Source organism: Eikenella sp. HMSC061C02 (assembly GCF_001809035.1).
Classification (GTDB): Bacteria; Pseudomonadota; Gammaproteobacteria; order Burkholderiales; family Neisseriaceae; genus Eikenella; species Eikenella corrodens.
Genome location: NZ_KV795547.1, coordinates 33,668 through 59,270, shown reverse-complemented (window position 1 = coordinate 59,270; position 25,603 = coordinate 33,668). Strand labels below are relative to the sequence as shown.

26 protein-coding genes are annotated in these 25,603 nt (G+C 53.6%); 13 read left to right on the top strand and 13 right to left on the bottom strand.

Going from position 1 to position 25,603, the window contains the following annotated elements:
- The first annotated feature begins 53 nt into the window (after positions 1-53).
- The 5 genes from HMPREF2541_RS06025 (at position 54) to HMPREF2541_RS06005 (ending at position 5,034) form a co-directional block, all read left to right on the top strand.
- On the top strand, positions 54-581 hold the full coding sequence (locus HMPREF2541_RS06025) for a hypothetical protein (protein WP_070542288.1): 528 nt from the start codon (positions 54-56) through the stop codon (positions 579-581).
- Between the two features lie 193 nt (positions 582-774).
- Positions 775-1,380 carry a nitroreductase family protein gene (locus HMPREF2541_RS06020; RefSeq protein WP_064086080.1) on the top strand — a complete coding sequence of 202 codons (606 nt, stop codon included), beginning with the start codon at positions 775-777 and terminating at the stop codon, positions 1,378-1,380.
- Between the two features lie 240 nt (positions 1,381-1,620).
- Positions 1,621-2,535 carry a TIGR01777 family oxidoreductase gene (locus HMPREF2541_RS06015; RefSeq protein ID WP_070542285.1) on the top strand — a complete coding sequence of 305 codons (915 nt, stop codon included), beginning with the start codon at positions 1,621-1,623 and terminating at the stop codon, positions 2,533-2,535.
- 84 nt (positions 2,536-2,619) lie between these two features.
- Entirely contained in the window at positions 2,620-3,654 is a 1,035-nt protein-coding gene (gene purM / locus HMPREF2541_RS06010; RefSeq protein ID WP_070542282.1) for a phosphoribosylformylglycinamidine cyclo-ligase, read from the top strand.
- Between the two features lie 78 nt (positions 3,655-3,732).
- Positions 3,733-5,034 (top strand): adenylosuccinate synthase, encoded by a 1,302-nt coding sequence (locus tag HMPREF2541_RS06005; RefSeq protein WP_070542279.1) that lies wholly within the window; start codon positions 3,733-3,735, stop codon positions 5,032-5,034.
- Positions 5,035-5,513: 479 nt separating this feature from the next.
- Here the strand turns inward: HMPREF2541_RS06005 and HMPREF2541_RS06000 are convergent, their stop codons facing one another.
- Entirely contained in the window at positions 5,514-6,593 is a 1,080-nt protein-coding gene (locus HMPREF2541_RS06000) for a porin (protein ID WP_070542276.1), read from the bottom strand.
- A gap of 354 nt (positions 6,594-6,947) precedes the next feature.
- On the opposite strand from HMPREF2541_RS06000, the gene HMPREF2541_RS05995 reads away from it, so the two are divergent.
- A complete protein-coding gene (locus HMPREF2541_RS05995; protein ID WP_070542274.1) occupies positions 6,948-7,913 on the top strand; it encodes a PhoH family protein in 966 nt (321 codons plus the stop codon).
- Between the two features lie 119 nt (positions 7,914-8,032).
- Positions 8,033-8,623 (top strand): LURP-one-related family protein, encoded by a 591-nt coding sequence (locus tag HMPREF2541_RS05990; RefSeq protein WP_070542271.1) that lies wholly within the window; start codon positions 8,033-8,035, stop codon positions 8,621-8,623.
- 168 nt (positions 8,624-8,791) lie between these two features.
- Here HMPREF2541_RS05990 and HMPREF2541_RS05985 read toward each other — a convergent pair whose 3' ends face one another.
- The 5 genes from HMPREF2541_RS05985 to HMPREF2541_RS05965 form a co-directional block, all read right to left on the bottom strand.
- The gene (locus HMPREF2541_RS05985; RefSeq protein ID WP_070542269.1) at positions 8,792-9,412 is read right to left on the bottom strand and encodes an arylesterase; all 621 of its coding nucleotides are present in this window, start codon (positions 9,410-9,412) and stop codon (positions 8,792-8,794) included.
- Positions 9,413-9,509: 97 nt separating this feature from the next.
- Entirely contained in the window at positions 9,510-9,896 is a 387-nt protein-coding gene (gcvH, locus tag HMPREF2541_RS05980) for a glycine cleavage system protein GcvH (RefSeq protein ID WP_070542267.1), read from the bottom strand.
- Between the two features lie 241 nt (positions 9,897-10,137).
- A complete protein-coding gene (gene gcvT, locus HMPREF2541_RS05975) occupies positions 10,138-11,238 on the bottom strand; it encodes a glycine cleavage system aminomethyltransferase GcvT (RefSeq protein ID WP_070542264.1) in 1,101 nt (366 codons plus the stop codon).
- A 135-nt stretch (positions 11,239-11,373) separates the two neighbouring features.
- Positions 11,374-12,741 carry an L-serine ammonia-lyase gene (locus tag HMPREF2541_RS05970; protein WP_070542261.1) on the bottom strand — a complete coding sequence of 456 codons (1,368 nt, stop codon included), beginning with the start codon at positions 12,739-12,741 and terminating at the stop codon, positions 11,374-11,376.
- 143 nt (positions 12,742-12,884) lie between these two features.
- Entirely contained in the window at positions 12,885-14,162 is a 1,278-nt protein-coding gene (locus HMPREF2541_RS05965; RefSeq protein ID WP_003823468.1) for an HAAAP family serine/threonine permease, read from the bottom strand.
- Between the two features lie 804 nt (positions 14,163-14,966).
- Between HMPREF2541_RS05965 and HMPREF2541_RS05960 the strand changes: the two genes are divergently transcribed.
- Both HMPREF2541_RS05960 and HMPREF2541_RS05955 read left to right on the top strand, forming a co-directional pair.
- Positions 14,967-15,452: an Lrp/AsnC family transcriptional regulator gene (locus HMPREF2541_RS05960; protein WP_049257710.1), complete on the top strand. Its 486-nt coding sequence runs from the start codon at positions 14,967-14,969 to the stop codon at positions 15,450-15,452.
- A 410-nt stretch (positions 15,453-15,862) separates the two neighbouring features.
- On the top strand, positions 15,863-16,222 hold the full coding sequence (locus tag HMPREF2541_RS05955) for a YbaN family protein (RefSeq protein WP_035574037.1): 360 nt from the start codon (positions 15,863-15,865) through the stop codon (positions 16,220-16,222).
- 99 nt (positions 16,223-16,321) lie between these two features.
- On the opposite strand, the gene HMPREF2541_RS05950 is transcribed toward HMPREF2541_RS05955, so the two are convergent.
- A complete protein-coding gene (locus HMPREF2541_RS05950) occupies positions 16,322-16,978 on the bottom strand; it encodes a hypothetical protein (protein ID WP_070542259.1) in 657 nt (218 codons plus the stop codon).
- 255 nt (positions 16,979-17,233) lie between these two features.
- On the opposite strand from HMPREF2541_RS05950, the gene HMPREF2541_RS05945 reads away from it, so the two are divergent.
- Positions 17,234-17,854: an L-threonylcarbamoyladenylate synthase gene (locus HMPREF2541_RS05945; RefSeq protein WP_003823474.1), complete on the top strand. Its 621-nt coding sequence runs from the start codon at positions 17,234-17,236 to the stop codon at positions 17,852-17,854.
- A 194-nt stretch (positions 17,855-18,048) separates the two neighbouring features.
- Here the strand turns inward: HMPREF2541_RS05945 and tpx are convergent, their stop codons facing one another.
- From tpx to HMPREF2541_RS05930, 3 genes are all read right to left on the bottom strand, one after another.
- Positions 18,049-18,543, bottom strand: a complete 495-nt coding sequence (tpx, locus tag HMPREF2541_RS05940; protein ID WP_070542256.1) for a thiol peroxidase — start codon at positions 18,541-18,543, stop codon at positions 18,049-18,051.
- A 261-nt stretch (positions 18,544-18,804) separates the two neighbouring features.
- Positions 18,805-19,317, bottom strand: a complete 513-nt coding sequence (locus HMPREF2541_RS05935; protein ID WP_070542295.1) for a protein disulfide oxidoreductase — start codon at positions 19,315-19,317, stop codon at positions 18,805-18,807.
- Positions 19,318-19,488: 171 nt separating this feature from the next.
- The gene (locus HMPREF2541_RS05930) at positions 19,489-20,097 is read right to left on the bottom strand and encodes a hypothetical protein (protein ID WP_240127256.1); all 609 of its coding nucleotides are present in this window, start codon (positions 20,095-20,097) and stop codon (positions 19,489-19,491) included.
- Positions 20,098-20,258: 161 nt separating this feature from the next.
- Between HMPREF2541_RS05930 and murJ the strand changes: the two genes are divergently transcribed.
- Positions 20,259-21,797, top strand: coding sequence for a murein biosynthesis integral membrane protein MurJ (gene murJ / locus HMPREF2541_RS05925; protein ID WP_070542253.1), 1,539 nt, complete (start codon positions 20,259-20,261; stop codon positions 21,795-21,797).
- A gap of 155 nt (positions 21,798-21,952) precedes the next feature.
- Here murJ and HMPREF2541_RS05920 read toward each other — a convergent pair whose 3' ends face one another.
- Positions 21,953-22,174 carry a hypothetical protein gene (locus tag HMPREF2541_RS05920; protein WP_067528493.1) on the bottom strand — a complete coding sequence of 74 codons (222 nt, stop codon included), beginning with the start codon at positions 22,172-22,174 and terminating at the stop codon, positions 21,953-21,955.
- Between the two features lie 124 nt (positions 22,175-22,298).
- Here HMPREF2541_RS05920 and luxS point away from each other — a divergent pair, with 124 nt between their 5' ends.
- Both luxS and HMPREF2541_RS05910 read left to right on the top strand, forming a co-directional pair.
- Positions 22,299-22,808 (top strand): S-ribosylhomocysteine lyase, encoded by a 510-nt coding sequence (luxS, locus tag HMPREF2541_RS05915; RefSeq protein WP_070542250.1) that lies wholly within the window; start codon positions 22,299-22,301, stop codon positions 22,806-22,808.
- Between the two features lie 83 nt (positions 22,809-22,891).
- Positions 22,892-23,107, top strand: coding sequence for an RNA-binding S4 domain-containing protein (locus HMPREF2541_RS05910; RefSeq protein ID WP_023887784.1), 216 nt, complete (start codon positions 22,892-22,894; stop codon positions 23,105-23,107).
- A gap of 223 nt (positions 23,108-23,330) precedes the next feature.
- On the opposite strand, the gene HMPREF2541_RS05905 is transcribed toward HMPREF2541_RS05910, so the two are convergent.
- The gene (locus tag HMPREF2541_RS05905; RefSeq protein WP_070542248.1) at positions 23,331-24,350 is read right to left on the bottom strand and encodes an ABC transporter permease; all 1,020 of its coding nucleotides are present in this window, start codon (positions 24,348-24,350) and stop codon (positions 23,331-23,333) included.
- Complete coding sequence (locus HMPREF2541_RS05900) at positions 24,313-25,287, bottom strand: ABC transporter permease subunit (protein WP_003823496.1); 975 nt, start codon at positions 25,285-25,287, stop codon at positions 24,313-24,315. The genes HMPREF2541_RS05905 and HMPREF2541_RS05900 overlap by 38 nt, the downstream gene beginning before the upstream one ends.
- Positions 25,288-25,603 lie beyond the last annotated feature (316 nt).

The window sequence follows — 25,603 nt, the reverse complement described above, 5'->3', positions numbered from 1 at the left end:
GACTAGCATGACTGCTAATCTACGTCAGCCCCTTAAATTTTGTGGAGCGAAAAATGAAGCAATCCGGTTCTTATTCTGCCCTTCAGTCTTTTGGGTATGGCCTAGCAATCGTTGCCACAACCATCATCTCTTTTGCTGCTGCCGCCGCTAATTTTCTACTTATCTGGGCTGCACCCCTTGCCTTTGCTACACATCCTGATGACCTCATGCGTATCATGATATTTTGGGTGTTTATGATTGGCCCTCCCGTTGCATTTGTTTTATCACTCTATCTTTTAATCAAATACTTTTTTTCGGCAACGTTATTCCCGGAAGAAGACACCAAAACCAAATATATGCCTTATGGCATCAAAGACATCTTTTCCTTAATTGCCTCATGTTTGGGCATAATGGCTATCTACCAAACCCCAAGAACCCCTTTTTCCGACTGGATAAGATACAACTCGGCACCCCCACTATTCGTCATCTGGGGCTGGGTAGTCATCCGCCCCATCCGCTATACAGCATGGAAACTGCGTACCCAAGAGCAAACAAATCAAAAAACCACCATCGCCAAAGACGATCAAAACCACGGCGATTAAAACCATGCAAACCCAGCCCCACTTTCAGGTAGCCCCTTCCATACAGGCTACCTGAAAATCATCCCCCGCAAAATCACCCCCCATCTTTTCCCAGCAAGAAACATCATCTTGCCGCAAAGCGCTACCACCCCGCGCCGCAAAACCCTTATACTGCCGCACATTACATTATCCAGCACACCCGAAAGGAAAAATCATGACCCACCAAATCCTGCAAGAAGCCGCCCGCACCCGCCGCTCCGTGTACGCACTCAACAAAAACCTGCCCCTACCCGCCGAAGAAGTGGCCGCCATCGTAGAACACGCCGTGCTGCACACCCCCTCTTCCTTCAACTCCCAATCCACCCGCGTCGTGGTGCTGTTCGGCGCCGAACACGAAAAACTCTGGCAGCTCACCGAAGCCGCCCTGCGCCAAATCGTGCCTGCCGACAAATTCGAGCCCACCGCCCAAAAACTGGCAGGCTTCGCCGCCGCAGCCGGCACCGTACTCTTCTTTGAAGACCAATCCGTCGTGCGCGCCCTGCAAGAGCAATTCCCCGCCTACGCCGCCAACTTCCCCGTGTGGGCCGAACACGCCGACGCCATGCACCAATACGCCGTGTGGACCACCTTCGCCGCCGCCGGCATCGGCGCCAACCTGCAACACTACAATCCCGTTATCGACCAAGCCGTGGCCGAGCAGTGGCAAATCCCCGCCAGCTGGACCCTGCGCGCCCAGCTCGTATTCGGCGGCATCGCCGCGCCCGCCACAGACAAGCAGTTCGCCCCGGTTGAAGGCCGCTTTAAAGTACACGGCCTGTAAGCAGCGTATGGAATATAAAAAGGCTACCTGAAGATTTTCAGGTAGCCTTTTTTCAGCGTTCCATTTTGAAGCCCAGCTCCGCATAAAGAGAATAACCCACTGCTTCATTCTCTCCATTCCAATTCCTCACGCCAATAAACTTGCACACCCGCCCGGAACATGGCAGGCTACCTGAAAATTTACGCATGAAAGAGAAATCATGTTTCAGGTAGCCTTTTCTTTTGCCGGCCGGAGGTACGCATGAGCCGTCAAACCATCGTGATTATCGGTGGCAGCGGCTTTATCGGCCACTATTTAGCCGCGGCGTATCAGGCCGACGGGCATCGGGTGATTATCGTTAGCCGCCATCCGACCAGCGCGTGGGAGGCGGATAAGCGTTTTGAATACATCGCCGCGCTGCACCACCTCTACGACAGCATCCGCCCCGATTTACTGATTAACCTGGCGGGGGCGTCGGTGGGTGAAGGCCGCTGGACGGCGCAGCGCAAGCAGGAGTTGTTGCAAAGCCGCTTGCAGCCGGTGCAGGCTGTGGCCGACTGGCTGCGCCGCCACCCGCAGCCGCCGCGCCTCATCATTCAGGCTTCCGCCGTGGGTTATTATGGCAACGGCAGCGCGGAGGGCTGGCCGCCGTGTGCGGAAAACGCGCCGCCGCAAAATGTTTTCCCTTCGCAGCTGTGCCAGCAATGGGAGGCGGCGATACAGCGCGTACAGCAGGAGAGCGGCGTGCCGGTGGTCGTGTGCCGTTTTGGCGTGGTGCTGGGCAGGAATGGCGGCATTTTGCCGCAGCTGCTCAAACCGGTGCGCTACTGCGCGGGCCGGCTCGGCAGCGGCGAGCAGCCCCTGCCGTGGGTGCATATGGATGATGTCGTGGCCGCCATCCGTTTCCTAGCCACGCAAACGCACAACGGCTTTCAGGCTTACAACATTACTGCCCCCAAGCGCACCACCCAGCTCGACTTTGCCCGCGCCGCCGCCCAACGGCTGCGCCGCCCGCTGTTGTTTTCCGTTCCCGAGCAGATGTTGCGCCTGATGCTGGGCGAGCAGGCCGATTTGGTGTTAGACGGCCAATTTGCCCCGCCGAAAGCCCTGTTGCAGCAAGGATTTGAGTTTGCCTTCCCCACCATTGAGCGTGCGCTCGACAACCTGCTGAATTAGGCCGCCCAATTCAATCCTTAGCTGCTGCTTAAAATCAGGTAAAATAGCGTTTTCCTGTTTTAAATTTTTCCCCGAAAGAGTGCCATGACCCAATCCCTCAGCTACCGTGATGCCGGTGTCGATATCGATGCAGGCGACCAACTGGTTGAAAACATCAAACCCTTTGCCAAGCGCACCATACGCCCCGAAGTGTTGGGCGACTTGGGCGGCTTCGGTGCACTGGTGGAAATCAGCAAAAAGTACCAAAACCCGGTACTAGTGAGCGGCACCGACGGCGTAGGCACCAAGCTGAAACTAGCGTTTGAATGGGATATTCACCACACCGTGGGCATCGACCTGGTGGCCATGAGCGTGAACGACATCCTCGTGCAAGGCGCAGAGCCGCTGTTTTTCCTCGACTATTTCGCCTGCGGCAAGCTCGACGTGGCGCGCGCCACCGATGTGATTAAAGGCATCGCCGAGGGCTGCGAACAATCCGGCTGCGCCCTGATTGGCGGCGAAACGGCCGAAATGCCCGGCATGTATCCCGAAGGCGAATACGATTTGGCCGGCTTCGCCGTGGGCGTGGTGGAAAAAAGCAAAGTCATCAACGGCCGCAGCATCCGGCCCGGCGATGTGGTGCTCGGCCTCGCCTCCAACGGCGCGCACTCCAATGGCTATTCGCTCATCCGCAAAATCATCGAGCGCAGCAATCCCGATTTGGATGCCGAATTCGATGGCGGCAAACCCCTGCGCCAAGCCATCATTGCCCCCACCCGCCTGTATGTGAAACCAATTTTGGCGGCGCTGGAAAAATTTGAAATCAAAGGCATGGCGCACATTACCGGCGGCGGCCTCACCGAAAACATTCCGCGCGTATTGCCCGAAAACTGTGTGGCACAAATCGATGCACAATCCTGGTCGCTGCCCAAACTGTTCCAATGGCTGCAACAGGCCGGCAACGTGGAACAACAGGAAATGTACCGCACCTTCAACTGCGGTATCGGTATGGCCGTTATCGTGCCTGCCGAGCAGGCTGAGGCAGCGCAGTCCTTCCTCACCGAACAAGGCGAAACCGTGTATCGCCTGGGCACAATCCGCGAGCGTGCGGGAAGCGAGCATCAAACACAGGTGGCATAAATAATTTCAGGTAGCCTCACTTAAAGGCTACCTGAAAAGAGAAACTCCAACGAATATTCCAACAAAGGCAACAACATCATGGCAAAAAATATCGTAGTAATCGGCGCGCAGTGGGGCGACGAAGGCAAAGGCAAAATCGTAGACTGGCTGGCAGAAGAGTGCGCCGGTGTGGTGCGCTTCCAAGGTGGCCACAATGCCGGGCATACGCTGGTGGTGAACGGCAAAAAAACCGTGCTGCGCCTGATTCCCAGCGGCATCCTGCATGAAAACCTGCATTGCTACATCGGCTCCGGCGTGGTGGTTTCCCCCGAAGCCCTGCTCGGTGAGATCGACGAGCTCACTGCTGCCGGTGTGAAAAACGTGGCTGGCCGGTTGCACATCGCCCCTACCTGCCCAATGATTCTGCCCTACCACATTGCGCTCGATCATGCCCGCGAAGCCTCTAAAGGCGCTGGCAAAATCGGTACCACCGGCCGCGGCATCGGCCCGGCTTATGAAGACAAAGTATCCCGCCGTGCCATTCGTTTGGGCGATTTGGCCGATGCCAAACTGTTGGCCGACAAACTGCGTGCCAACCTTGAAGTGTATAACGTGCAGCTGCAGCATCTGCATGGCGCAGAGCCCGTGCAGTTTGATGACGTGATGGCCAAAATCAACACCTTCAAAGACCGTATTCTGCCGATGCTCGCCGATGTGTCGCGCAGCCTGCATGACACCATCCAGCGCGGTGAACGCCTGCTGTTTGAAGGTGCGCAAGGTACGCTGCTGGATATCGACTACGGCACTTATCCCTTTGTTACCTCGTCCAACTGTTTGGCAGGCGCTGCCTCTGCCGGTGCAGGCGTGCCGCCGCAGGCCTTGGATTATGTGCTCGGCATCGTGAAGGCCTACACCACCCGAGTCGGTTCCGGCCCCTTCCCCACCGAACTGTTCGACGACACCGGCAAAGGCCTGGCCGAACGTGGCAACGAATTTGGCTCGGTTACCGGCCGTGCCCGCCGTTGCGGTTGGTTCGATGCTGCCGCCCTCAAACGCGCCATCCAAATCAACGGCATCAGCGGACTGTGTATCACCAAGCTGGATGTAATGGACGGCATCCCCGAGATCAAAATCTGCACCGGCTACACCCTGCCCGACGGCAGCACCACCGATATCCTGCCCTTCGGCAGCGATGCCGTGGCCGGCTGCACCCCGATCTACGAAACCTTACCCGGCTGGAAAGAATCCACCTTTGGCGTGCAAAACTTTGATCAGCTGCCGGAAAACGCTAAAGGCTACCTGAAACGCATTGCTGAAGTATGCGGAGCGCCCATCGCCATCGTCTCCACCGGCCCCGACCGCGTGGAAACTATCGTGCTGCGGCATCCGTTTACTAATTAAGCCGCTGCAACTGGATAAGAAAAGGCTACCCTGAAAGGTTTCAGGTAGCCTTTTTATGTGGATGGATTAAGAGGGGTTGTGCTCGCTCTTATGGCCACCACTCCTGCCAATTAGTAGTTTATCTCCAACCATATGAGAGTGGATAAACAGCACACAAAGCTGCGGAACAACAACGTTAGGTTTCAGGTAGCCTCTTCAGTGCACAAGGAAGATACAGAACAATTCCATGCGTATACTGCAAGAGAAATACTACAAGGGGAGACTTGAATATATGCGTGATACTCACTATACACATAATTTGCTATGTCTCAGTGAAGGCTACCTGAAAATACAAATGACTAGTTTAATTTCGGTGAAACCATATTTTCAGGTAGCCTTACTCTCTCCTGTGTGCCAAGCAAATAGAAAAGCATAGACAAACAAAAAGGCTTGCCGAAGCAAGCCTTTTTGTTGGGTTACTAGACTAAGCTAGCCACAAATTAGAATTTGTGTACTACGCCAGTACCTACACCCCAGTTGCTTACGTTTTTAGCAGCGCTATTCTCTTTCTCACGCAGCCAGCCTACAGAAACCAGACCAGTAGTGCGGCGGGAGAATGCGTAGTCAGCACCAACGATAGCTTGGGTGTAACGAGCACCAAGATTATCAGATTTACCGTATGCTACAGAGATTTTAGGAGTAACGGCACCGAAAGTGTAAGCTGCAGAAATCTGAGCCTCTTTGGTTTTGTCAGTACCAGCACCGCCGTTAGCAGGAACAGCAGGAGTAGCAGGAGTAGCTGGAACAGCAGCAGTGTATTCTGCAATATCAAAGCTATCACGACCGGTGAAATCACCAGCTACACCTTTACCATATTGCAGACCAGCCGCAACATACAGGTTGTTAGCGTCGTAACCGAAGCTCAGGTTGTGAACATGGCTGTCTTTCAGACCAGCAGCAGTTGCTTCAGCATGGGTCTTACGAGCATATTCAACAGCATAACGACCGAAGAAGCCACTGTTCTTATAGCCTAAGCCCAAACCGAATACCGGTTTGCCGTCGTTAGTACGACCGCCGTGTACGTTAGTACCGGGAGCCATCTGGAATGAGAAGTCGAAACCAGCAAAGTCAGGAGACTGATAGTTCAAGCTAGTACGACGAGCACCGAAACGGGTATAACGGGACAGACCCAAAGCCTCGTTGCTGTATTCCCAGTTGTCTTGGGCATCCAAGGCTTGTTTCAGCGGGGTGCTTACACGACCAACTTTAACGGTACCGAAGCCACCTTCCAAACCAACGAAGCTGTCGCGGTTGTTTACAAAGCTGCCGCCGTTCAAGCTGGCGTTAGATTCAACTTGCCAAATAGCTTTCAGGTTGCCACCCAGGTCTTCAGAACCTTTGAAGCCAACGTAGCTACCGTAGTCAACCACGCCCCAAGCGTTTCTTTCGCTCTTCGGCTGGGCAGAGGTGCCTTCACGAGTAAATTCAACACCGGCACGGATGGTACCGTACAGAATCACTTCTGCAGAAGCGGCAACCGGCAAGGAAACCAATGCTAATGCAATCAGGGTTTTTTTCATGCTGCATTCCTTTATCTATGTCTAAACTAAAAATACACACTTAAAAAAGAAACTTCGTCTTTCTTTATTTAAGCTCTCACGCAATCGCCGCATTAGCGATTTCATGACTGCAATATAATTGTTCGGCGGCAAAAAAACAAATCCAATCGCGGGCAAAACGGCAGATGCGGGCGAAATTGTATGCTTTATGCAACAATGTGGCATCATATTGGGGATGGATTTTATGCCGCGTAAAAGCTGTTCAACAGGGAGTTTGCCCTAGCGGGCAATACGGCCTATCATCTTATAAATTATATTGTTCCGGCGGACTTGGAAAGCAACAGCCGGAGGTTTGCAACGAATATTTGAGAGCTTATGAGCCACACTGTACACCTGAAATTTGAAGAGATAGACAACACTGTTTTGCAACGGCTGTGCGGGCCACTGGAAGAAAATTTGGAAAAACTGGGCAAGGCGCTGGAAGTGGAAATCGGACGGCGGTTTGCCGAGTTTACCTTCATCGGCAACCATGCCCATGCGGCAAGGGAAGCGCTTTTGAGGCTGGCTGAGTTGGCCGAGCGGCGGGATTTGGACGATAACGACATCCGGCTTTCGGCAGTGGAAGCCAAAACTGCCGATGAAGCTTTTGTTCCGAAAAACGAGGCCAGGCATCAGTATTTCTTGCAAACGCGGCGCGGCAAGCTGGGCGGGCGCACACCGCGCCAAAACGGCTATATCCGCGCACTGCTCAGCCACGATATTGTGTTCGGCTTAGGCCCGGCGGGCACAGGCAAGACTTATTTGGCAGTAGCGGCAGCAGTGGACGCCATGAGCAAGCACGAAGTGGAACGCATTGTATTGGTGCGCCCAGCTGTGGAAGCGGGGGAAAAACTCGGCTTTCTGCCGGGTGATTTGGCGCAGAAGGTAGACCCTTATCTGCGCCCGCTGTATGACGCGCTGTATGATTTGATGGGCTTCGACCGCGTTACCAAGCTGCTGGAACGCGGGCTGATTGAGATTGCCCCGCTGGCCTATATGCGTGGACGCACGCTGAATGGCTCGTACGTGATTCTGGACGAGGCGCAGAATACCACGCCGGAGCAGATGAAGATGTTCCTCACACGTATCGGTTTCGGCGCCAAGGCAGCGATTACCGGCGACATCAGCCAAATCGACTTGCCGCGCAACATTAAATCCGGCCTGAAAGACGCACGAGAAAAACTGCAAGGCATCGATGGCATTTATTTCCACACCTTTACCAGCGAAGATGTGGTACGCCATCCATTAGTGCAGAAAATTGTGGATGCTTACGACGCTGCGGATGCGGAACGGGAAGAGTAGCGTTTGCCGCCTTGGTGTCTTTATATATATCCAGTTTCCGGTAGCCTGCTAGCATACAGTTTGAGGCTACCTGAAATTTATCATCAGCCAAGCTCCAATCTTTAAACGAAAGAACAATAATGCAAAACATGCAACCGCCGCTACATTTCCATTTCAAAATATTCACACCATCCAACGATTTCAGCGTGGTAGATGCCCGAGGCAGAGAAGTGGCCTACACGCGGCAGAAGCTATTCAAGCTGAAGGAAGCCGTGGAGATTTTTAGCGATGCCTCACGCCGCACGCGGCTATACCGCATACAGGCCGACCGCATCATCGATTTCAACGCCTGCTACCGGATTGTGAACGAAAACGGCGAGGAGCTCGGCTCGATACGGCGCAACGGTATGCGCTCACTGTGGCGCATTTCCTACCAAATATACGATGCCGGCAACCGGCTGCTGTATGAAGTGCGCGAGAAGAACCCGTGGCTGGCCTTTTGGGATTCATTGGTGGGCGAGATTCCGGTTGTGGGCATGCTGAGTGGTTATTTTCTCAACCCAAGCTTTGGAGTAACCGATGCCGCCGGGCAGGAAGCCTATCTGCTGAAAAAAGAGCCTTCACTAATGGAACGATGCTTCAGCCTGCAAAAAACCGGTACGGCGGCGCATGATGAATTGGTTACGCTATCGCTGATGATGTTGATGCTGTTGGAACGGGCGAAGGGGTAGAACTAGGAAGCAGACACCGCTTGAAAATCTGAAGGAAGACGAGTTTCTACAAAGCTAAAACGCAGCACCATAAAATTTTCATGCAACAAAAGCGTCAGGCAGTTCCTTTACTGCTCGACGCTTTTGTTTCAGGTAGCCTTTAATCTTTAATACGGATCAGCCTCGTTGCTACACCAGCCCCTGCTCTTCCAAAAACGCTTTTAGTAATTCAGCAAATTTGCGGTAGCCCTCGGCGTTGGCATGGATTTGGTCGGACTTCAAATCCTTATCGCCGAGAATTTCCGACCAAGCACCGCTCAGCAGGGGGATTTGGTATTGCTCGGCTATTTCGTGGTAGAGCGGGTGGTCGCTGAGTTTGCCGAATAGTGCGCCTACGGTGAAATGGGGGATGGCCACCAGTACGGCGGGGATGCTGGCGGTCTGCACGGTTTGGATGATTTTGCCGATGTTGGCGCGGGTGGTGCTTTCTGGCAGTTTGCGCAGGAAATCGTTGCCGCCGATGCTGATGATGACAAGCTTAGGATGTTGCCTCATAAGCTCAGGCAGGCGGGCGAGGGCATCGGCAGTGGTGTCGCCGGATACGCCGCCGTTGATGACTTTCCAGCCGGTGAGCGTAGCCAGCTGCACGGGATAGGCAGCGGTGGGAGCGGCACCGTAGCCATAGGTAAGTGAATCGCCTAAGGCGAGTACGGCACTGCCTTCAGGGATGGCTTGGGAGCGGTTGCGGCGTTTGCCGCAGGCGGCCAAGGCGAGGATAGCACTGCCGATGAGGAATTGTCGTCTGTTCATGGATAGATGGTTTCAGGTAGCCTTTGAGTAAACCTGCTGCGGGTAAAAATGGAAACAGCCTGAAAGCGTTGCGGCTTTCAGGCTGTTATTTAGCGGATTAAGCGATTTCAGCGGCGTATTGCTCGGCGTTCATCAGGCCGTCCAAGTCGGCAGGGTTGGCCGGCTTGATGCGGAAGATCCAGCCATCGCCGTAGGGATCGCTGTTTACAGTTTCGGGCGCATCGGGCAGGCCTTCGTTTACGGCCACAACTTCGCCGGCAATCGGGGAGTACACGTCGGAAGCGGCTTTCACCGATTCCACTACACCGGCTTGGTCTTCAGCGGCGAGCAAGGCGCCAACTTCGGGTAGTTCAACGAATACGATATCGCCCAAAAGCTCTTGTGCGTGGTGGGTTACGCCCACGGTTACGCTACCGTCGGCTTCGGCGCGCAGCCATTCGTGGCTGGAAACATATTTGAGTTCGGCGGGAATGTTGTTGCTCATGGTTTTTCTCCGTAATTAGAAGGTGGGCTGACGCAAGGTCATTCACATTATACAGGTTTTGCCTGTATCCGGTTTGCGCTGACGCAAGACTACCTGAAACGATATCTTGTGCAGGGCAGATTCGTGGTGTGTGTTCGGGTGGGTTCGCAGTGTTTGTTTCGACTTCGCACAACCTGGAAATCCCGTTTTCAGGTAGCCTATGTGCTCACTTGGACAGGCTACCTGAAAAACCTAACCGCGTTTAATCAAACTGCTTCTGGCCGTTACGCACGAAGGGCAGTTTCAATACGCGCACATCCACTTCTTTGCCGCGAACCACCACTTTGGCGGTATCGCCTTCAAAGGTTTTCGGCACGCGGGCAATGGCGATGGATTGCTTGAGGCTGGGCGAGAACACGCCGCTGGTAGTTTCCCCTTTGCCTTGCGGGGTGATCACTTCCATGTGCTCGCGCAGTATGCCGCCTTTGGCCAAGAGCAAGCCAACCTGTTTCACGCTCACGCCTTTTTCTTTCAGAGCCACCAGCGGAGCTTTGCCGACGAAATCGCGGGCTTCGTCTTTCAAATCCACCGTCCAGGCCATGCCGGCTTCGAGCGGACTGGTGTTGTCGTCCATGTCGTTGCCGTAGAGGTTCATGCCGGCCTCCATACGCAGGGTGTCGCGCGCGCCGAGGCCGCAGGGTTTCACGCCGGCCTGTTGCAACGCTTTGAAGAAAGCCTCGGCTTCGCTGCCGGGCAGAATCACTTCCACGCCGTCTTCGCCGGTGTAACCGGTGCGGGCGACAAACCAATCATTGCCCAAATCGGCACCTTGGAAGGGCTTGAGACTGTTTACGATATCAGCCCATTCAGGCTTCACGGTGAGCAGCTTGGCCACGGCTTTGGGGCCTTGCACGGCGAGCATGGCCAAATCGTAGCGCGGGGTGAGCTTGATGCCGAATTCGGCACCGATTTTTTGGAACTGGGCGGAGTCTTTTTCGCGGGTGGCACCGTTGGATACGATGCGGTAGCGGGTTTCGTCTTCGCTTACGCGGTACACGATAAGGTCGTCGATCACGCCGCCTTTGTCGTTGAGCATGGCGGAATAGAGGGCTTTGCCCACGAAGCCGAGCTTGGCCACGTCGTTGGCCAAGAGCTTGCGGAAGAAGTCTTTGGCTTTTTCGCCGGTTACGTCGGTAACGAGCATATGCGACACGTCGAACATACCGGCGTCGGTGCGTACGGCTTCATGTTCGGCAATCTGCGAGCCGTAGTGGATGGGCAGCTCCCAGCCGGCGAAATCAACCAGCTTGGCGCCTGCGTCTTTATGTGCTTGATGGAAGGGGGTGGTTTTGATGTCGGACATAAGGGTCTCCTGTGGGGCGAAAATGGGGGAAGCCTCCCTATCTCTCCCAAAGTACCTGCGCTGGGGCATAGGGGCTCTATTAAATAACTCCCAGTTATCTAGAGATGGCTTCTTGAATGAGAGCAGGTCATAATATTAATTGCAGACAATCTTGATTGCCAAGCCGCCTCGTGAGGTTTCGCGGTATTTGGCATCCATATCTTTACCAGTTTCATACATGGTGTCAATCACTTCATCCAAGTCGACACATGGTGTGCTGGCACGGCGCAGAGCCATACGTGCGGCATTAATGGCTTTTACCGAACTGATGGCATTACGTTCAATGCAAGGAACCTGCACTTGGCCGCCTACTGGGTCGCAGGTAAGGCCAAGGCTATGCTCCATGGCGACTTCTGCCGCACTGCAAACGCGCTCCGGGGTACCGCCTAAAATTTCCGCCAGCCCTGCCGCTGCCATTGAACAGGCGACACCAACTTCGCCTTGACAGCCTACTTCCGCTCCCGAAATAGAGGCATTCATTTTATAGAGCGAGCCAATAATGCCTGCTGTGAGCAAATATCGGTTGATGATTTCGGGGGTGAGCGGTTCGACAAATTTGTCGTAATACATCAAGACGGCAGGCACGACACCGCACGCACCGTTGGTCGGAGCCGTTACTACACGGCCACCGGCGGCATTTTCTTCGCTTACCGCGAGAGCATACATATTTACCCAATCTATAATCTGCATCGGATCATTGCTAAGGCTTTTATTGGCAGAAAGCCAGCGGTGAAGCCCTGCAGCGCGACGGACGACTTTTAACGGGCCTGGCAACACGCCTTCAGTTATCAAGCCATGCTGCATACAATCAGACATGGTTTGCCAGATGTATTGCAGGTATTCGTCAACTGCTTCTTTACCATGTAATGCCACTTCATTTTGATACATCAAATTGGAAATGGACAGACCATTATCGTTACAGTATTTGATAATGTCTTTGGCGTTTTTATAAGGAAAGGGAACTTCAATAGCTTGTTTCTCTTCAACACCAAAATGTGCTTCATCAACAATAAAACCGCCGCCGATGGAATAATAAGTTTGACGGTAGCTTTCTTTTTCGTCTTTATCAAAAGCTGTAATGGTCATGCCATTTTCATGCAGAGGCAAAAAATCGTTATGAAACACCATATCTTCAGCATATTGGAAGCGCACTTCGTGTTTGTTTAATGCCACGGGCAATTTGCCGCTTGCTTTAACCGTCTCAACAAAAGTCGGAATCGAATCGATATCGACATTATGCGGCAAATAACCAGCCAACCCCATAATGATAGCGGTATCTGTTCCATGACCCAAACCCGTCATGGATAATGAACCATATACATCGATGCGGATATGCTCTATCTGCTCTAATTTGCCTTGAGCACACAAGTCATCAATAAATTGTTTACCTGCTTTCATCGGGCCAACAGTATGCGAGCTTGAAGGACCAACCCCAACTTTAAAAATATCAAATACACTAATCATGGCTCTGCCCCTTATCTTTCAATACAGGCTCTACAAATAGAATGATATTTGTTTAAAAGGCCATCTGAAAACCTCTTACTTCGCATGTTCTCAAACATTTGAACTGATGGTTTCAGATGGCCTGAATATGGTTACAACTTAACTTAAGCAATTAGATTATAGATAATATTGGATATTGCAATCAGACCCATTACCACCACAAAAATATTGCTGAATTTGCCTTGGAACCGTTTCATTGCCGGTACTTTTCTAATAGCGTACATCGGCATAATGAACAGGATCATCGCAATAATGGGACCGCCAAGCGATTCAATCAAACCCAAGATGCTCGGATTAATGATGGCAACAACCCACAACGTAATCAGGAAGAACAGGGCGGAATAGAGGTTCAGTTTTTTATGATTGATGGCTACATCCGAACCAGAGTCACGTTTGAGTTTGATAAATAGACCTTCCAAACCCTCGCGCGCACCCATATAGTGGCCGAAAAAAGAACTGGTAATGGCTAAAAATGCAACCAACGGGCCTAAATAGGAAATGTAGGGATTGTCAAATTTATTGGCAAGAAACGACAGAATCGAAATATTTTGCTCTTTTGCCAAGGCCAGTTCGGACGGAGTTAATGTCAATACACAACTGAATACGAACATCATCACAAAAACCAATAACGCGGCGGAAGTACTGCGTAGGGTTCTGCTGGCATGCTGGTCTGTTAATTCGCCATCTTGGTATTCTCGCTGTTGGGACAAAACGAAAGAAGAGATGGCCGGTGAATGGTTGAAGGAGAAAACCAACACGGGTATCGTAATCCATAAGGTGCTTAAAAACGCGCTTGCGCTCGGAATAGTGGCAAGCGAAGAAGTATTCCATTCAGGAATCAGGTATACCGATAAGACAAACAAAATAAGTATCAGCGGATATACCAGCCATTCGGTTACTTTCAAAACGAAACGTTCCCCCAGCAGTAACACACCGATTAACGAAGCAATCAAAATGAGCGACAACAAGGCCCTTGGAGGAGAAGCCATACCTAGCTGGTTGACGAGAAAGGAGTCTACGGTATTGGTGATACCGTTACCATAAATCAGCAAAATAGGGAAAATGGCAAAGAAGTAGAGCAGGGTAATTAATTTACCAGCAGTTTTACCGAAGTGCTCTTCCACTACTTCGGTAATATCACTACCGGGCTTGGCAGAAGAAAGCACAAAACGCGCCAATCCTCGATGGGAAAAATAAGTCATCGGGCCAACAATAACAGCCATGGCAACGAGCGGCCAGAATCCACTCATGCCCGCATTAATCGGAAGGAACAATACGCCCGCGCCCACGGCAGTGCCGAACAGATTTAGCACCCAAGCTAAGTCAAATTTATTTAACTTTGAGGAGACCGCTTGCTGGTGGTTGGTATGTTGTGACTGCATTGTGAAACTCTCCAGATTATTTACCAGAATTTTATGAGCCCCAGGGTCTGTTTTATCAGTAATGCCTGAAGCCCGTCATTAAAGGTTGATAATTGATCCTCCAAGTCAATTAATAAGCTTAATGGTTAGTAAGGTAGACTGACATAAAATCATTCATATTGTACAGGTTTGGCCTGTACGGGGTTTGCGCTAGCGCAAGCTTACTTGAAAAACAGCAGCTTTTTACAGGGTAAACTCGATATGCGAAACGGGCTTGATTCTTTTGTTTTGGCCTCCTTTTCACAATAAACGATGAGATCGCCTCAGAAATCATTCTAGTAGTTAATAATAATGAAACAGACCCAAAATCCTTCCATTTTAGTAATTTCAGGAAATTCTCATCTTCACGATGTTGTTGTATTAATGGTCTCTCTTACAAAAGCCTTAACTAGAGCCTGAAAGCAAGCACTCCAACAGGATTTCTTGGCATTTTCAATCACTTTTCTATGATTGGAATAGCAATTCTAGCTAAATTGTGCTTACACTATAGTCGGATAGAAACACGAATGTTTTTGAAGTTTGGCTTGACAACCTTTTCATGGCTAGGATTGAAAGTGTCCGGCAAAGCTGGCGGACAGGCGGTATATTCCGCTATTGGTGAAAAATATGGCGGACTATTTCAAGGTGTTTCACATATAATACCGCCCGGAGATATACAGTGTAGTTAATGGTTGGCCACAAGCCTCCCTGAAACACCGTTTTGGCTGCCAGCTCACCGGCGTGCAGCACAATCTCTAACCCAGTAGTATGATTGGATACCGAATCATGACAACCACTGTTTCGCTTGACAAAATCGACCTGAAAATCCTTCAGGCCCTGCAACACAACGGACGACTGAGCAACGTTGAGCTGTCTGAACGTGTTGCCCTTTCCCCTTCCCCCTGTCTTCGACGGCTCAAGCAGTTGGAGTCCACCGGCATTATCCGTGGCTATGCCGCCTTGGTGCACCCTTCCACTGTGGCACTCGGCTTACAGGTGTTTATCCGCGTATCAGTGGATAAGAGCACCCACCTGCGCGACGGCTTTGCCGACTCCGTGCGCAATTGGCCGCAGGTGCTGCGCTGCTTCGCGCTCACCGGCGAAACCGACTATATGCTGCACGCTTTTTTCGCAGATATGGAAAGCTTCTCCCAATTCATCCTAGACACCCTCTTAGCACATCCGGGCGTGGTGGACGCGCGTTCCAGCTTTGTGTTGCAGGAAGTGAAAAACTCTACTGTATTACCTCTGGATCATTTGCAAACAGAATAGGATTTTATTGCCAGATTATTGAATGATTGGGAAAAGTAAAATTTCAGGTAGCCTTTTGCATGGGGCACCTGATTTTTTTACGTGTACAGTTTTGCTTCAGGTAGCCTGGCTATTGCAGGCTACCTGAAACTTTGTAGAGCGGGCTTTATCCCTGCCCGTTGCGTTAACAAACAACCCAAGCCCTTCAACCCGCTGTTTTGCCTTGCATCAAAAAACCAAGTCCTAAGCATACTAGCTGTGAATAAGTCGCATTCCCTTCTCCAAATGATACAATCACGTCAAATTGTGCGAGAGACTTAGAAATAATGGGCAAAATGGAATGGATAATTGTGGTGTTAGTGGTCGGGCTGGTGGCGGGGGTGGCATGGATACGGCATCGCCGGCAAACCGGCCGCGACTCTTACCTGCCGCTGTGGCGGCCTTTTGTATGGCTGGCAGGTTGGCTGGCTCTGCTCTTAGGTATTATCGGCATTTTCTTGCCGGGCTTGCCAACTGTGCCGTTTGTGCTGTTGGCGGCAGGCTGTTGGTCACGTACATCGCCGCGTTTCCACCGTTGGCTCAGCGAGCACCGCTATTTCGGCCCGATGGTGCGCAACTGGGAGCGCAAACGGGCCATTCCGCTTAAAGGCAAGATCTTGTCGGCATTGATGATGTCCTGCTCGTGCGTGTGGATGCTGTATCGCTTTCCCGAACGCTGGTGGGCAGGCGTGGGGATGGTGATCGTGTGCTTGGCAGTAACAGTATGGATGTGGCGGCTGCCAAGTGAGTGAACGTTATCTGGCCATAAAAAATCACAAGCTTGTCCAACACACATAAAAAGGCTACCTGAAACCTTTCAGGTAGCCTTTAATCATACTTACTACAGCAGCCTACTGATGCCGGCGCAGCTCTTGACGCAACGACTGCAAGCCGGAGCGGCGGTCGGCGATTTGCAATTGCAGGTTGCCGGCGCGGTCGGATTGGTTGTTGCGGCGGGCGGTGGCCAGCTCGCGTTCGGCTTGCGCCAGAGCGCGTTCTTCGCGGCGGATGTCGCGGGTGATGATTTCCTTGGGCGTGAGCGGCTTGGCGGCAGCAATCACCGGTGCAGGGCGCACAATGGGGGTGCTGCGGCGTTCCGGCTCGGGCTGGTGGCGCAGGGTAACGCGCATGGGCACGGGTTTGCTGATTTCCACATCGCTGGCAGCAGCCACAGCTTCTTGCCACACATCAGGCAATTCGCTGCTGCCGTTATCGGCTTTATCGGCAGTCTGTTTAACTGGCTCGGAGGCAGCAGCCACAGGAGAGGAAGCGGCATCAGCCTGCTTAGGCAAATCAGCTTCTTCCTCAGCCAAAGATTTGGCCACGGGGCGGCAACGGCCTTGCGGCAGGGCAGTACGCACGCTGCGCCCGTCGGCGAGCTGGCAGAGATAGGAAATTTCGGCTGGCGCAGATTCTCTGCGGGCGGCGGGGGTTTCGGTGGCGGCACTGATGCCGAAAGCCAGCAGCAAAAAGCTGGGCAGAACAATATGGGCTAATTTTTCAAACATGATTTGGTGTGTATTGCTAAAGCGTTTAATTCCCCATATGGCATTGGCTTGCTATGGCGAATTAATCCGCTGTGTTATGAATAGATACAGCATTATATCAAGCAGCAGGCACACAGGCTGTTGGCTTAGGTTTAAACAGGTAAACAGGCTACCTGAAAAACGCAACCGGCTTTAAGCGGCGTGAATTCAATTTAATTCAGGACAAGGCGCGGCATAAAGGCTTAAAATACCCGTTTTTCCCCGCAGGAGAGAGCCATGGCACAATTCTTCGCCATCCACCCCGAAAATCCCCAAGAGCGGCTGGTGAAACAAGCCGCCGAAATCGTGCGCCAGGGCGGCGTAATCGTGTATCCCACCGACTCCTGCTATGCGCTCGGCTGCCAGATGGGCAATAAGGAAGCCATGGAACGCATCCTCGCCATCCGCCAAATCGATTTGAAACACCACCTCACCCTGATGTGCGCCGATTTGAGCGAGTTGGGCACTTATGCCAAAGTGGACAACAGCCAATTCCGCCAGCTCAAAGCTGCCACCCCCGGTGCCTACACCTTTATCCTGCCTGCTACCAAAGAAGTGCCCAACCGCACGCTGCACCCCAAACGCAAAACCATCGGCCTGCGCGTACCCGACAATAAAATCGCCCTCGCCCTTTTGGCCGAGCTGGGCGAACCCATGCTCTCCTGTACCCTGATGCTGCCCGAAGAAACTGAGCCGCAAACCGACCCCTACGAAATCCGCAACCTGCTCGAACACGCCGTGGATTTAATCATCGACGGCGGCTGGTGCGGCACCGAGCCGACTACGGTAATCGATATGACCAACGGCACCGAGCTTATCCGCCAAGGTGCGGGCGATACATCGGTATTCGGGTTGTAGCCGTCAGACTGTTTGTAAGCTGATTGTCCTAAAAGGCTACCTGAAAGTTTCAGGTAGCCTTTTAATCTGGCAGCAGATTAGCTTAAAAACTGCCGCTGTAAGCTTTCAGTTAGCCCCTCCCCTGCCCTCCCCAAAACAAAACCGCCTGCATCCATTGTGTGCAGGCGGTTTCGTTTTGGCTTGGTTAAGCCGAGTTACAGCACGGCCAAAGCGGCATCGTAGTTGGGCTCTTGGCCGATTTCGGGCACGAGTTCGGCGTGCAGAACTTTGTTGTTTTCATCCAGCACCACCACGGCACGGGCGGTGAGGCCGCGCAGCGGGGTGTCGGCCAGGGTGATGCCGTAGTCGGCGCCGAAGCTGCTGCGGAAGCTGGAGAGCGTTACCACGTTTTCAATACCTTCCGAGCCGCAGAAGCGGGAAAGGGCGAAAGGCAGGTCGGCGGAAACGCACAGCACCACGGCATTTTGCAGCGCGGCGGCGCGTTGGTTGAAGGTGCGCACGGATTGGGCGCACACGCCGGTGTCGATGCTGGGGAAAATGTTGAGCACTTTGCGTTTGCCGGCAAAGTCGGCCAAGGTTTTGTCGGACAAATCGGCGGCGGTGAGGGTGAAGGCGGGAGCGGCGGCGCCAACGGCGGGCAGGTTGCCTACGGTGTTGGCGGGCGTGCCGCGAAAGGTGATGTTTGCCATTTTGCTATCCTTTTCTTGATGTTGATGAAGGTTGATACTGCGCGGCGAAGGATAGTGCTTTTTTGGCAGCTTGCCAAGCAATGGCTACCTGAAAACGGAGCACAGCGAAGTTTCTGCGAAGCTAAAGCGTAGCTTCAACGCAGTTAAAACGGAGTGCAGCAATGCTAAAACAGACTGAATAACAGTCGAGACAAGACGGATAGGCAAGCCAACGCCGTATCAGCAATTCAGCCGGCTCGCTATCCCATTTTTCAGGTAGCCTCACCCATCCAGCGCGTCCAATAAAGCAATCCGCGCGCGCAAGCCCCAATAGCTGGCCAGGCCGGTGGTGCTGTGGCGTACGCGGCCGTTTTTCACCAGCACAATGGTGGGCGTTACCTGCACCTGCCATTGTCGCGCCCAGCCGCCGCTTGCATCGTTTACCGTATCGAACTGCCAGCCGTGCGTTTTCAGGTAGCCCCTCACTTCCTCATCGCTGCCCGACTGCAAAGCCACGCCCACCACGGGCACGCCGTTGCGCGCGAGTTTGTCCACCGCCGGAGACGTATGCCGGCAGATGCCGCACCACGAGCCCCAAAAATACAGCACGGTGGTGCGCCCGCCGCCCAATTCGGACAAGGTGGTTTGCCGCCCTTGCAGGGTGTGCAGCGGCAGTGCAGCGGCTTGCGGCGGCACGGCGGGGGCGCGATACCAGTCGATCAGCAGGCTGATCACGACAAAAGCGGCAGCCATAGCGGCGGCTTGGCGCAGGAAGGAGAAAAGGCGTTGGCGGATAGGTGGCATAATTTGGTTTGGATGGTGTGTGGAAGGATTAGGTTTTAACTTTATTGCAGCTCGGCTTTGGCTTCGCAGAACTTCGCTTCGCTGCTCTTTCAGGTAGCCTGTTTGATAAAAGGCTACCTGAAAAACAATGCAGAGCAGATTCTCGGCAACTGATACCGGGTCTTATTTCTCGTGCAGCTGGCGGATTTCATTTTGCAGCCATTCGTCAAAATCGGGGCGCTGGCGGCAGAGGGCTTCGTTCCAACAAAGGCAGCAGCGGGCGGTGTAGCGGGCGTTTTCGGTGTTTCGGGCAATCATGCGGGCGACAAAGGGTTCGAGCGTTTCCGCGCTGTGCCGCATCCCGCCGTGCTCGCCATATTCGCCGCAGGTTTCGGGGTGAAGCACGTCGATTAGGATTTCGACTTCGGGCTGGAGGGCGAGCCAAGCGCCGTTGCCCTCGTCCGAATAAAGCACTTCTTTCAGCCACAATTTGACGTTTTCCAGCCCCTGAAAACGCGGGTCGTGCCAAAGCAGGCGCAGGGTGGCGAGCTGGGCTTCAGTTTCCGGTATGCCGTGCGGGTTGTCGTGGTCAAACAGCCAGACGAGCTCATAAAGGGCGCGATTACGTTTGGTTTCGGGCAGCTCAAGCAGGATGTCGCGGACTTGCTCGGGGGTGTGCCAGTGGGGGAGGCTGAGTTTGGTCATGATGTATTTAATGTGAGTTGCAAGTTTCAGGTAGCCTGCTTGGCAAAATAGGCTACCTGAAAGCTTATTCAACGTTTCGCGCGGCATTCTACCGTATCTTCGCTCGTTTGCCCTGCGTTGTGGTCGGCGCTTTAGCTGCGCAGAAACTTCGCTTCGCTCCGTTTTCAGGTAGCCTTTTCTTCGGCAGATCCCACAAGAGCGGCTGCTTGCGGTACACTTGCGCCCGTTTTATCTATAGGTAATAAAGCATGAACCTTCTTAGCGCGTTGGCAAAAATCGGCAGCATGACCATGCTGTCGCGGGTGCTCGGTTTTGTGCGCGATGCGGTGTTGGCGCGGATTTTCGGCGCGGGCATTGCGATGGACGCATTCGTGGTGGCCTTCCGCCTGCCCAACCTGCTGCGCCGTATTTTTGCCGAAGGGGCGTTTTCGCAGGCTTTTGTGCCGATTTTGGCGGAATACCGACAGAAGAAATCGCCGGCAGAAACGCAGGAATTTGTGCAGCATGTGGCGGGGATGCTGATGTTTGCGCTGCTCATCGTTACCGCCATCGGCGTGCTGGCGGCGCCGGCGGTGATTTGGGCCACGGCCAGCGGCTGGGGCGGCAAGCCGGAGAAGTTTGTGCTGGCTTCTCAGCTGTTGCGGATTATTTTCCCGTATATCCTGCTGATTTCGCTGTCGTCTTTAGTGGGCAGCATTCTCAACACTTATGGCAAGTTTTCCGTGCCGGCTTTCACGCCGGTGTTGTTGAACGTGTCGCTCATCGGCTTTGCACTGCTGGGGGCGAAGCATTTCGAGCAGCCGGTGATGGCTTTGGGCTGGGGCGTGTTCTGCGGCGGGGTACTGCAACTGAGTTTCCAGCTGCCTTGGCTGTTTAAGCTGGGCTTTTTGAAAATACCGAAGCTGCGTTTTGGCGATCCGGCGGTAAACCGCGTAATCAAACAAATGGCACCGGCCATTTTGGGCACGTCGGTGGCGCAGGTGTCGTTGGTAATCAACACGAATATTGCGTCGTACTTGCAAAGCGGCAGCGTGTCGTGGATGTATTTTGCCGACCGGCTAATGGAGCTGCCCACCGGCGTGTTGGGAGTGGCGCTGGGCACGATTCTGCTGCCGGGGCTGTCTAAACATGCCGCCACGGGCGACAAACGGGAATTTTCCGCGCTGTTGGATTGGGGCTTGCGCCTGTGCCTGCTGCTCACGGCGCCGGCGGCGGTGGGCATGGCGGTGTTGGCCTTCCCGCTGGTAGCCACGCTGTTTATGTATAACAAAATCGACGTACACGACGCGCTGATGACGCAACAGGCGCTGATTGCCTATGCGGTGGGGCTCTTGGGGCTGATTCTGATTAAGGTGCTGGCGCCGGGGTTTTACGCGCAGAAAAACATCAAAACGCCGGTGAAGGTGGCGATTGTGACGTTGGTGTGCACGCAGCTGATGAATCTGATGTTTGTGTGGAAGCTGCAGCATGCGGGGCTGGCGTTATCGATCAGCCTGGGCGCGTGTATCAATGCGGCGTTCCTGTTTTTATTGTTGCGGATTAAAGAGATGTATCAGCCCAATGCGGGCTGGCGCACGTTTTTACTGAAGCTGGCGATTGCGTTGGCCGTGATGGCCGGCGGGCTTTGGGCGGTGCAGCATTATGTGGCGCTGGAGTGGGTGCACGTGGGCGGCTTGCGGCGCACGGGACAGCTGTTTGCGCTGATCGGCTTCGGCATGGTGCTGTATTTTTCCACGCTGGGGCTGCTGGGCTTTCGGCCGCGCCACTTCAAGCGGCGGGAAATGTAGTTCTGGAGATTTCAGGTAGCCTTTTGACCAACCGTTGGAGGCTACCTGAAAATTGAAAAACACAACTGCAACGAAGTTAAAACCACAACCCAAACAAAATAATCCGCCGGCAAGCCACATGCTTGTCGGCGGATTTTTATCGTTGCAGGGGAGGATTATTCGTCGTCTTCCTCTGCCAAGGCAGGATGCGCTGCTTCCTGATTGCGGCCGATCAGCCACAACACGCCGCCCACCACAACGAATGCAATCTTAATGCCCCAGGCCACGCCGTCGCCCCAGTTGTAAATCCAAGCCAATACTTTCGGCACACGGTTGAAGAAATCTAGAAAAATCGCCAGGATGCCCAAAATGGCCAAAGTGCTACCTATGTTTTGCATGATTGTCCCCTTGTTGGTGGTTAAGAAAGAGGCGAAATTCTACACAAAGCATACATTTTTTCAAGCCACAAGCGAAAATGGTATGATACCGCCTTCGCCATTCCAACACACAAAAGGAACCGCCATGCCCCTGCTCGACAGCTTCACCGTAGACCACACCCGCATGCATGCCCCCGCTGTGCGCGTGGCCAAAAATATGCGCACCCCCAAAGGCGACGACATCACCGTGTTCGACCTGCGCTTCTGCGTGCCCAACCAACAAATCCTGCCCGAAAAAGGCATCCACACGCTGGAACACCTGTTTGCCGGCTTCATGCGCGAGCATCTCAACGGCGCCAACGTAGAAATCATCGACATTTCCCCCATGGGCTGCCGCACCGGCTTCTACATGAGCCTCATCGGCACCCCAAGCGAAGAAGCCGTAGCCGCCGCCTGGCAAGCCGCCATGCAGGATATTTTAAACGTGCAAAACCAAAACCAAATCCCCGAGCTGAACGAATACCAATGCGGCACCTACCGCATGCACTCTCTCGAAGAAGCGAAAGAAATCGCCCGCAACATCCTCGCCCGCCAAATCGGCATCAATAAAAATGCCGACCTCGCTCTGAGCGAAGACATTCTCGGCAAGCTATAAATAGCCAAACAAAGAGGCTACCTGAAACATATTTTTCAGGTAGCCTCTATCTCCCACCAAACCAAATATTCGAAACGAAAGCCATGCAAACCTTCTCCCTCAACGGCCACGAACACATCGCCCTGTGCGACCTGCTCAAACTCACCGGCCTGGCCGACAGCGGCGGCCAAGCCAAAACCTGGATTGCCGAAGGCCGCGTGCGCCGCAACGGCGCAACTGAAACCCGCAAAACCGCCAAAATCCTCGCCGGCGAAATCATCGAGCTGGATAACGGCAGCGCGATTAAAGTGCAGGAATAAACCTACCCAAGTTGGCGTAACCGCAATTATAGTGAATTAAATTTAAACCAGTACAGCGTTGGCTCTCCTTGCCGTACTATTTGTACTGTCTGCGGCTCGCCGCCTTGTCCTGATTTAAATTTAATCCACTATAAAAAGGCTACCTGAAAGCGCAATGCAGCAAAGTTTCTGCGTTGCGCTTTCAGGTAGCCTTTACTTCAAACTGAGGATATTGTTGGCAATGCTAATCCTCCGAAACCTCATCGGTTGCTGCAGGCTCTTCCGCATGGTCATCTGCCTCCTGCGCAGCCTCTTCAGCTTCAATCAGCGCTGAAGGCGGCGGGGTGGCGACAGCGGCAGCGGCTTCCTGGGCTTGTTTGTAGGCCAGGGCGGCTTCGCGGTCGCGTTTGTTTACGCGGCGCATCATGAGGTAGTTGCCGGTGATGACGAGGGTGCCGATGATGGTGATCAGGAAGGTGGCCAGCACGTTCATCTGCGGGTTCACGCCGCGTTTCACTTTGGCGAAAATCAGCTGCGGCAGGGTGGTGTAGTTGGGGCCGCTGAGGAAAGAGGTGATTACCAGGTCGTCCATGGAAAGGGTCATGGCGAGCAGGAAACCGGAGGCGATGGCGGGGGCGATCAGCGGCAGGGTGATCACCCAGAAAATCTTCCACGGCTTGGCGCCCAAATCCTGTGCGGCTTCTTCCAGGGATTGGTCGAGCTCGCCCAAGCGGGTGCGGATCACCACGGTAACGTAGGCCATGCACAGGGTGGTATGGCCGAGCCAGATGGTGAACCAGCCGCGCTCGAATTGCAGCCAGCTCAGGCTGGAACCGCGCAGCAAGGCCTGCACCTGCAGAATCAGCATCACCAACGAAATGCCGGTGATGATGTCGGGCATCACCATGGGGGCAGACACCATGCCGGTAAACAAGGTGCTGCCGCGGAAGCGTTTGATGCGCGCCAGGGCATAGGCAGCCATGGTGCCGAGCACTACGGCGGCAGCGGAGGAAATGAGGGCGATGCGGATGGAGAGCCAGGTGGCTTCCAAAATTTCGCTGTTATTCAGCAGCGCGCCATACCATTTGGTGGAGAAGCCGCCCCATACGGTTACCAGCTCGGAGCGGTTGAAGGAATACACCACCAGCACCAGGAGCGGGATATAGAGGAAGGCCAGCCCCAAAAACAGGCAGATGCGCAGAAACCAAGTGGACGATGCAGATTTTCTAGCCACGGCGCGCTCCTTCCAGCTGTTTGGCTTCATGACGGTGGAACAGGCCGATGGGCACCACCAAAAGCAGCACCATCACCACGGCCATGGCCGAGGCGAGCGGCCAGTCGTTTTGGGTGAAGAAGGCCTGCCACAGGGCTTTACCGATCATCAGGTGTTCGGGTCCGCCCACCAAATCGGGAATCACAAATTCGCCCACCGCCGGGATAAACACCAGCATGGAGCCGGCGATGATGCCGCTTTTGGAGAGCGGCAGGGTGATGGAGAAAAATGATTTCACCGGCCCGGCGCCCAAATCGGCAGAGGCTTCAAGCAGGCGGTTATCCAGCTTGAGGAGCTGGGTATACAGCGGCAGCACCATAAAGGGCAGATAGGTGTACACCATCACGATATTGAGCGAGAAGCTGTTGTAGAACATATCCAGCGGCTGGTTAATCCAACCCCAACGCAACAGCAGGTTGTTGATGATGCCGTTTTGCGAAAGCAGGCCCATCCAGGCGTACACGCGCAGCAGCAGTGAGGTCCAAAACGGCAACATAATGGCCAAGAGCAGCGGGTTGCGCCATTTTTCGCGGCTGCGCGAGATGGCGTAGGCGATGGGGTAGCCGGCCAAGAGGCAAATCAGCGTGGTGGTGATGGCGGTTTTGATAGAAAGCAGGTAGATGTGCACATACAGATTGCTGCCGGATTTATCGGCAAACGGATTGAGCCCGAGCCACAGCGACGACCAGAAATTCTCGAAAATGCCGGTGTAGTTCAGGTAGCTCAGGGAAATATTCACACGTCCGGCCGCTTCGTCCACCGTGTAGAGCGGGGTGTAGGGCGGAATCGAGGTGGCTTGCTCGGCCAGGCTGATTTTCAACACGAAGAAGAAGGGGATCAGGAAGAGCACCAGCAGCCACAAATAAGGTATGCCGATAACCAGCCCCTGCCCGGGGCTGAGTTTGCGTTTTAAAGCCTGCCATTTCATTTTTCAGGTAGCCTCTCTTGCTTACCCTGACCTGAAAGTGCGGTTTCAGGTTTCAGGTAGCCTTTTTATGTTCGGCTGCCTTGCCGAACCGGTATGTTGGTTTTAACTGTGTTGCAACCGCGTTTTGGCTTTGCGGGAACTCGATCCGCTCCGCAGAAACTTCGCTTCGCTACGTTTTATAGTGAATTAAAATAAAAATGAGACAAGGCGGTAACGCCCGCCGTGTACGGGTAGTACATAAGGGCGTTGGCAACGCCGTATCATTGCAATTTTAATCCACTATAACTGCGTTGAAGCTTCGCTTTCAGGTAGCCTT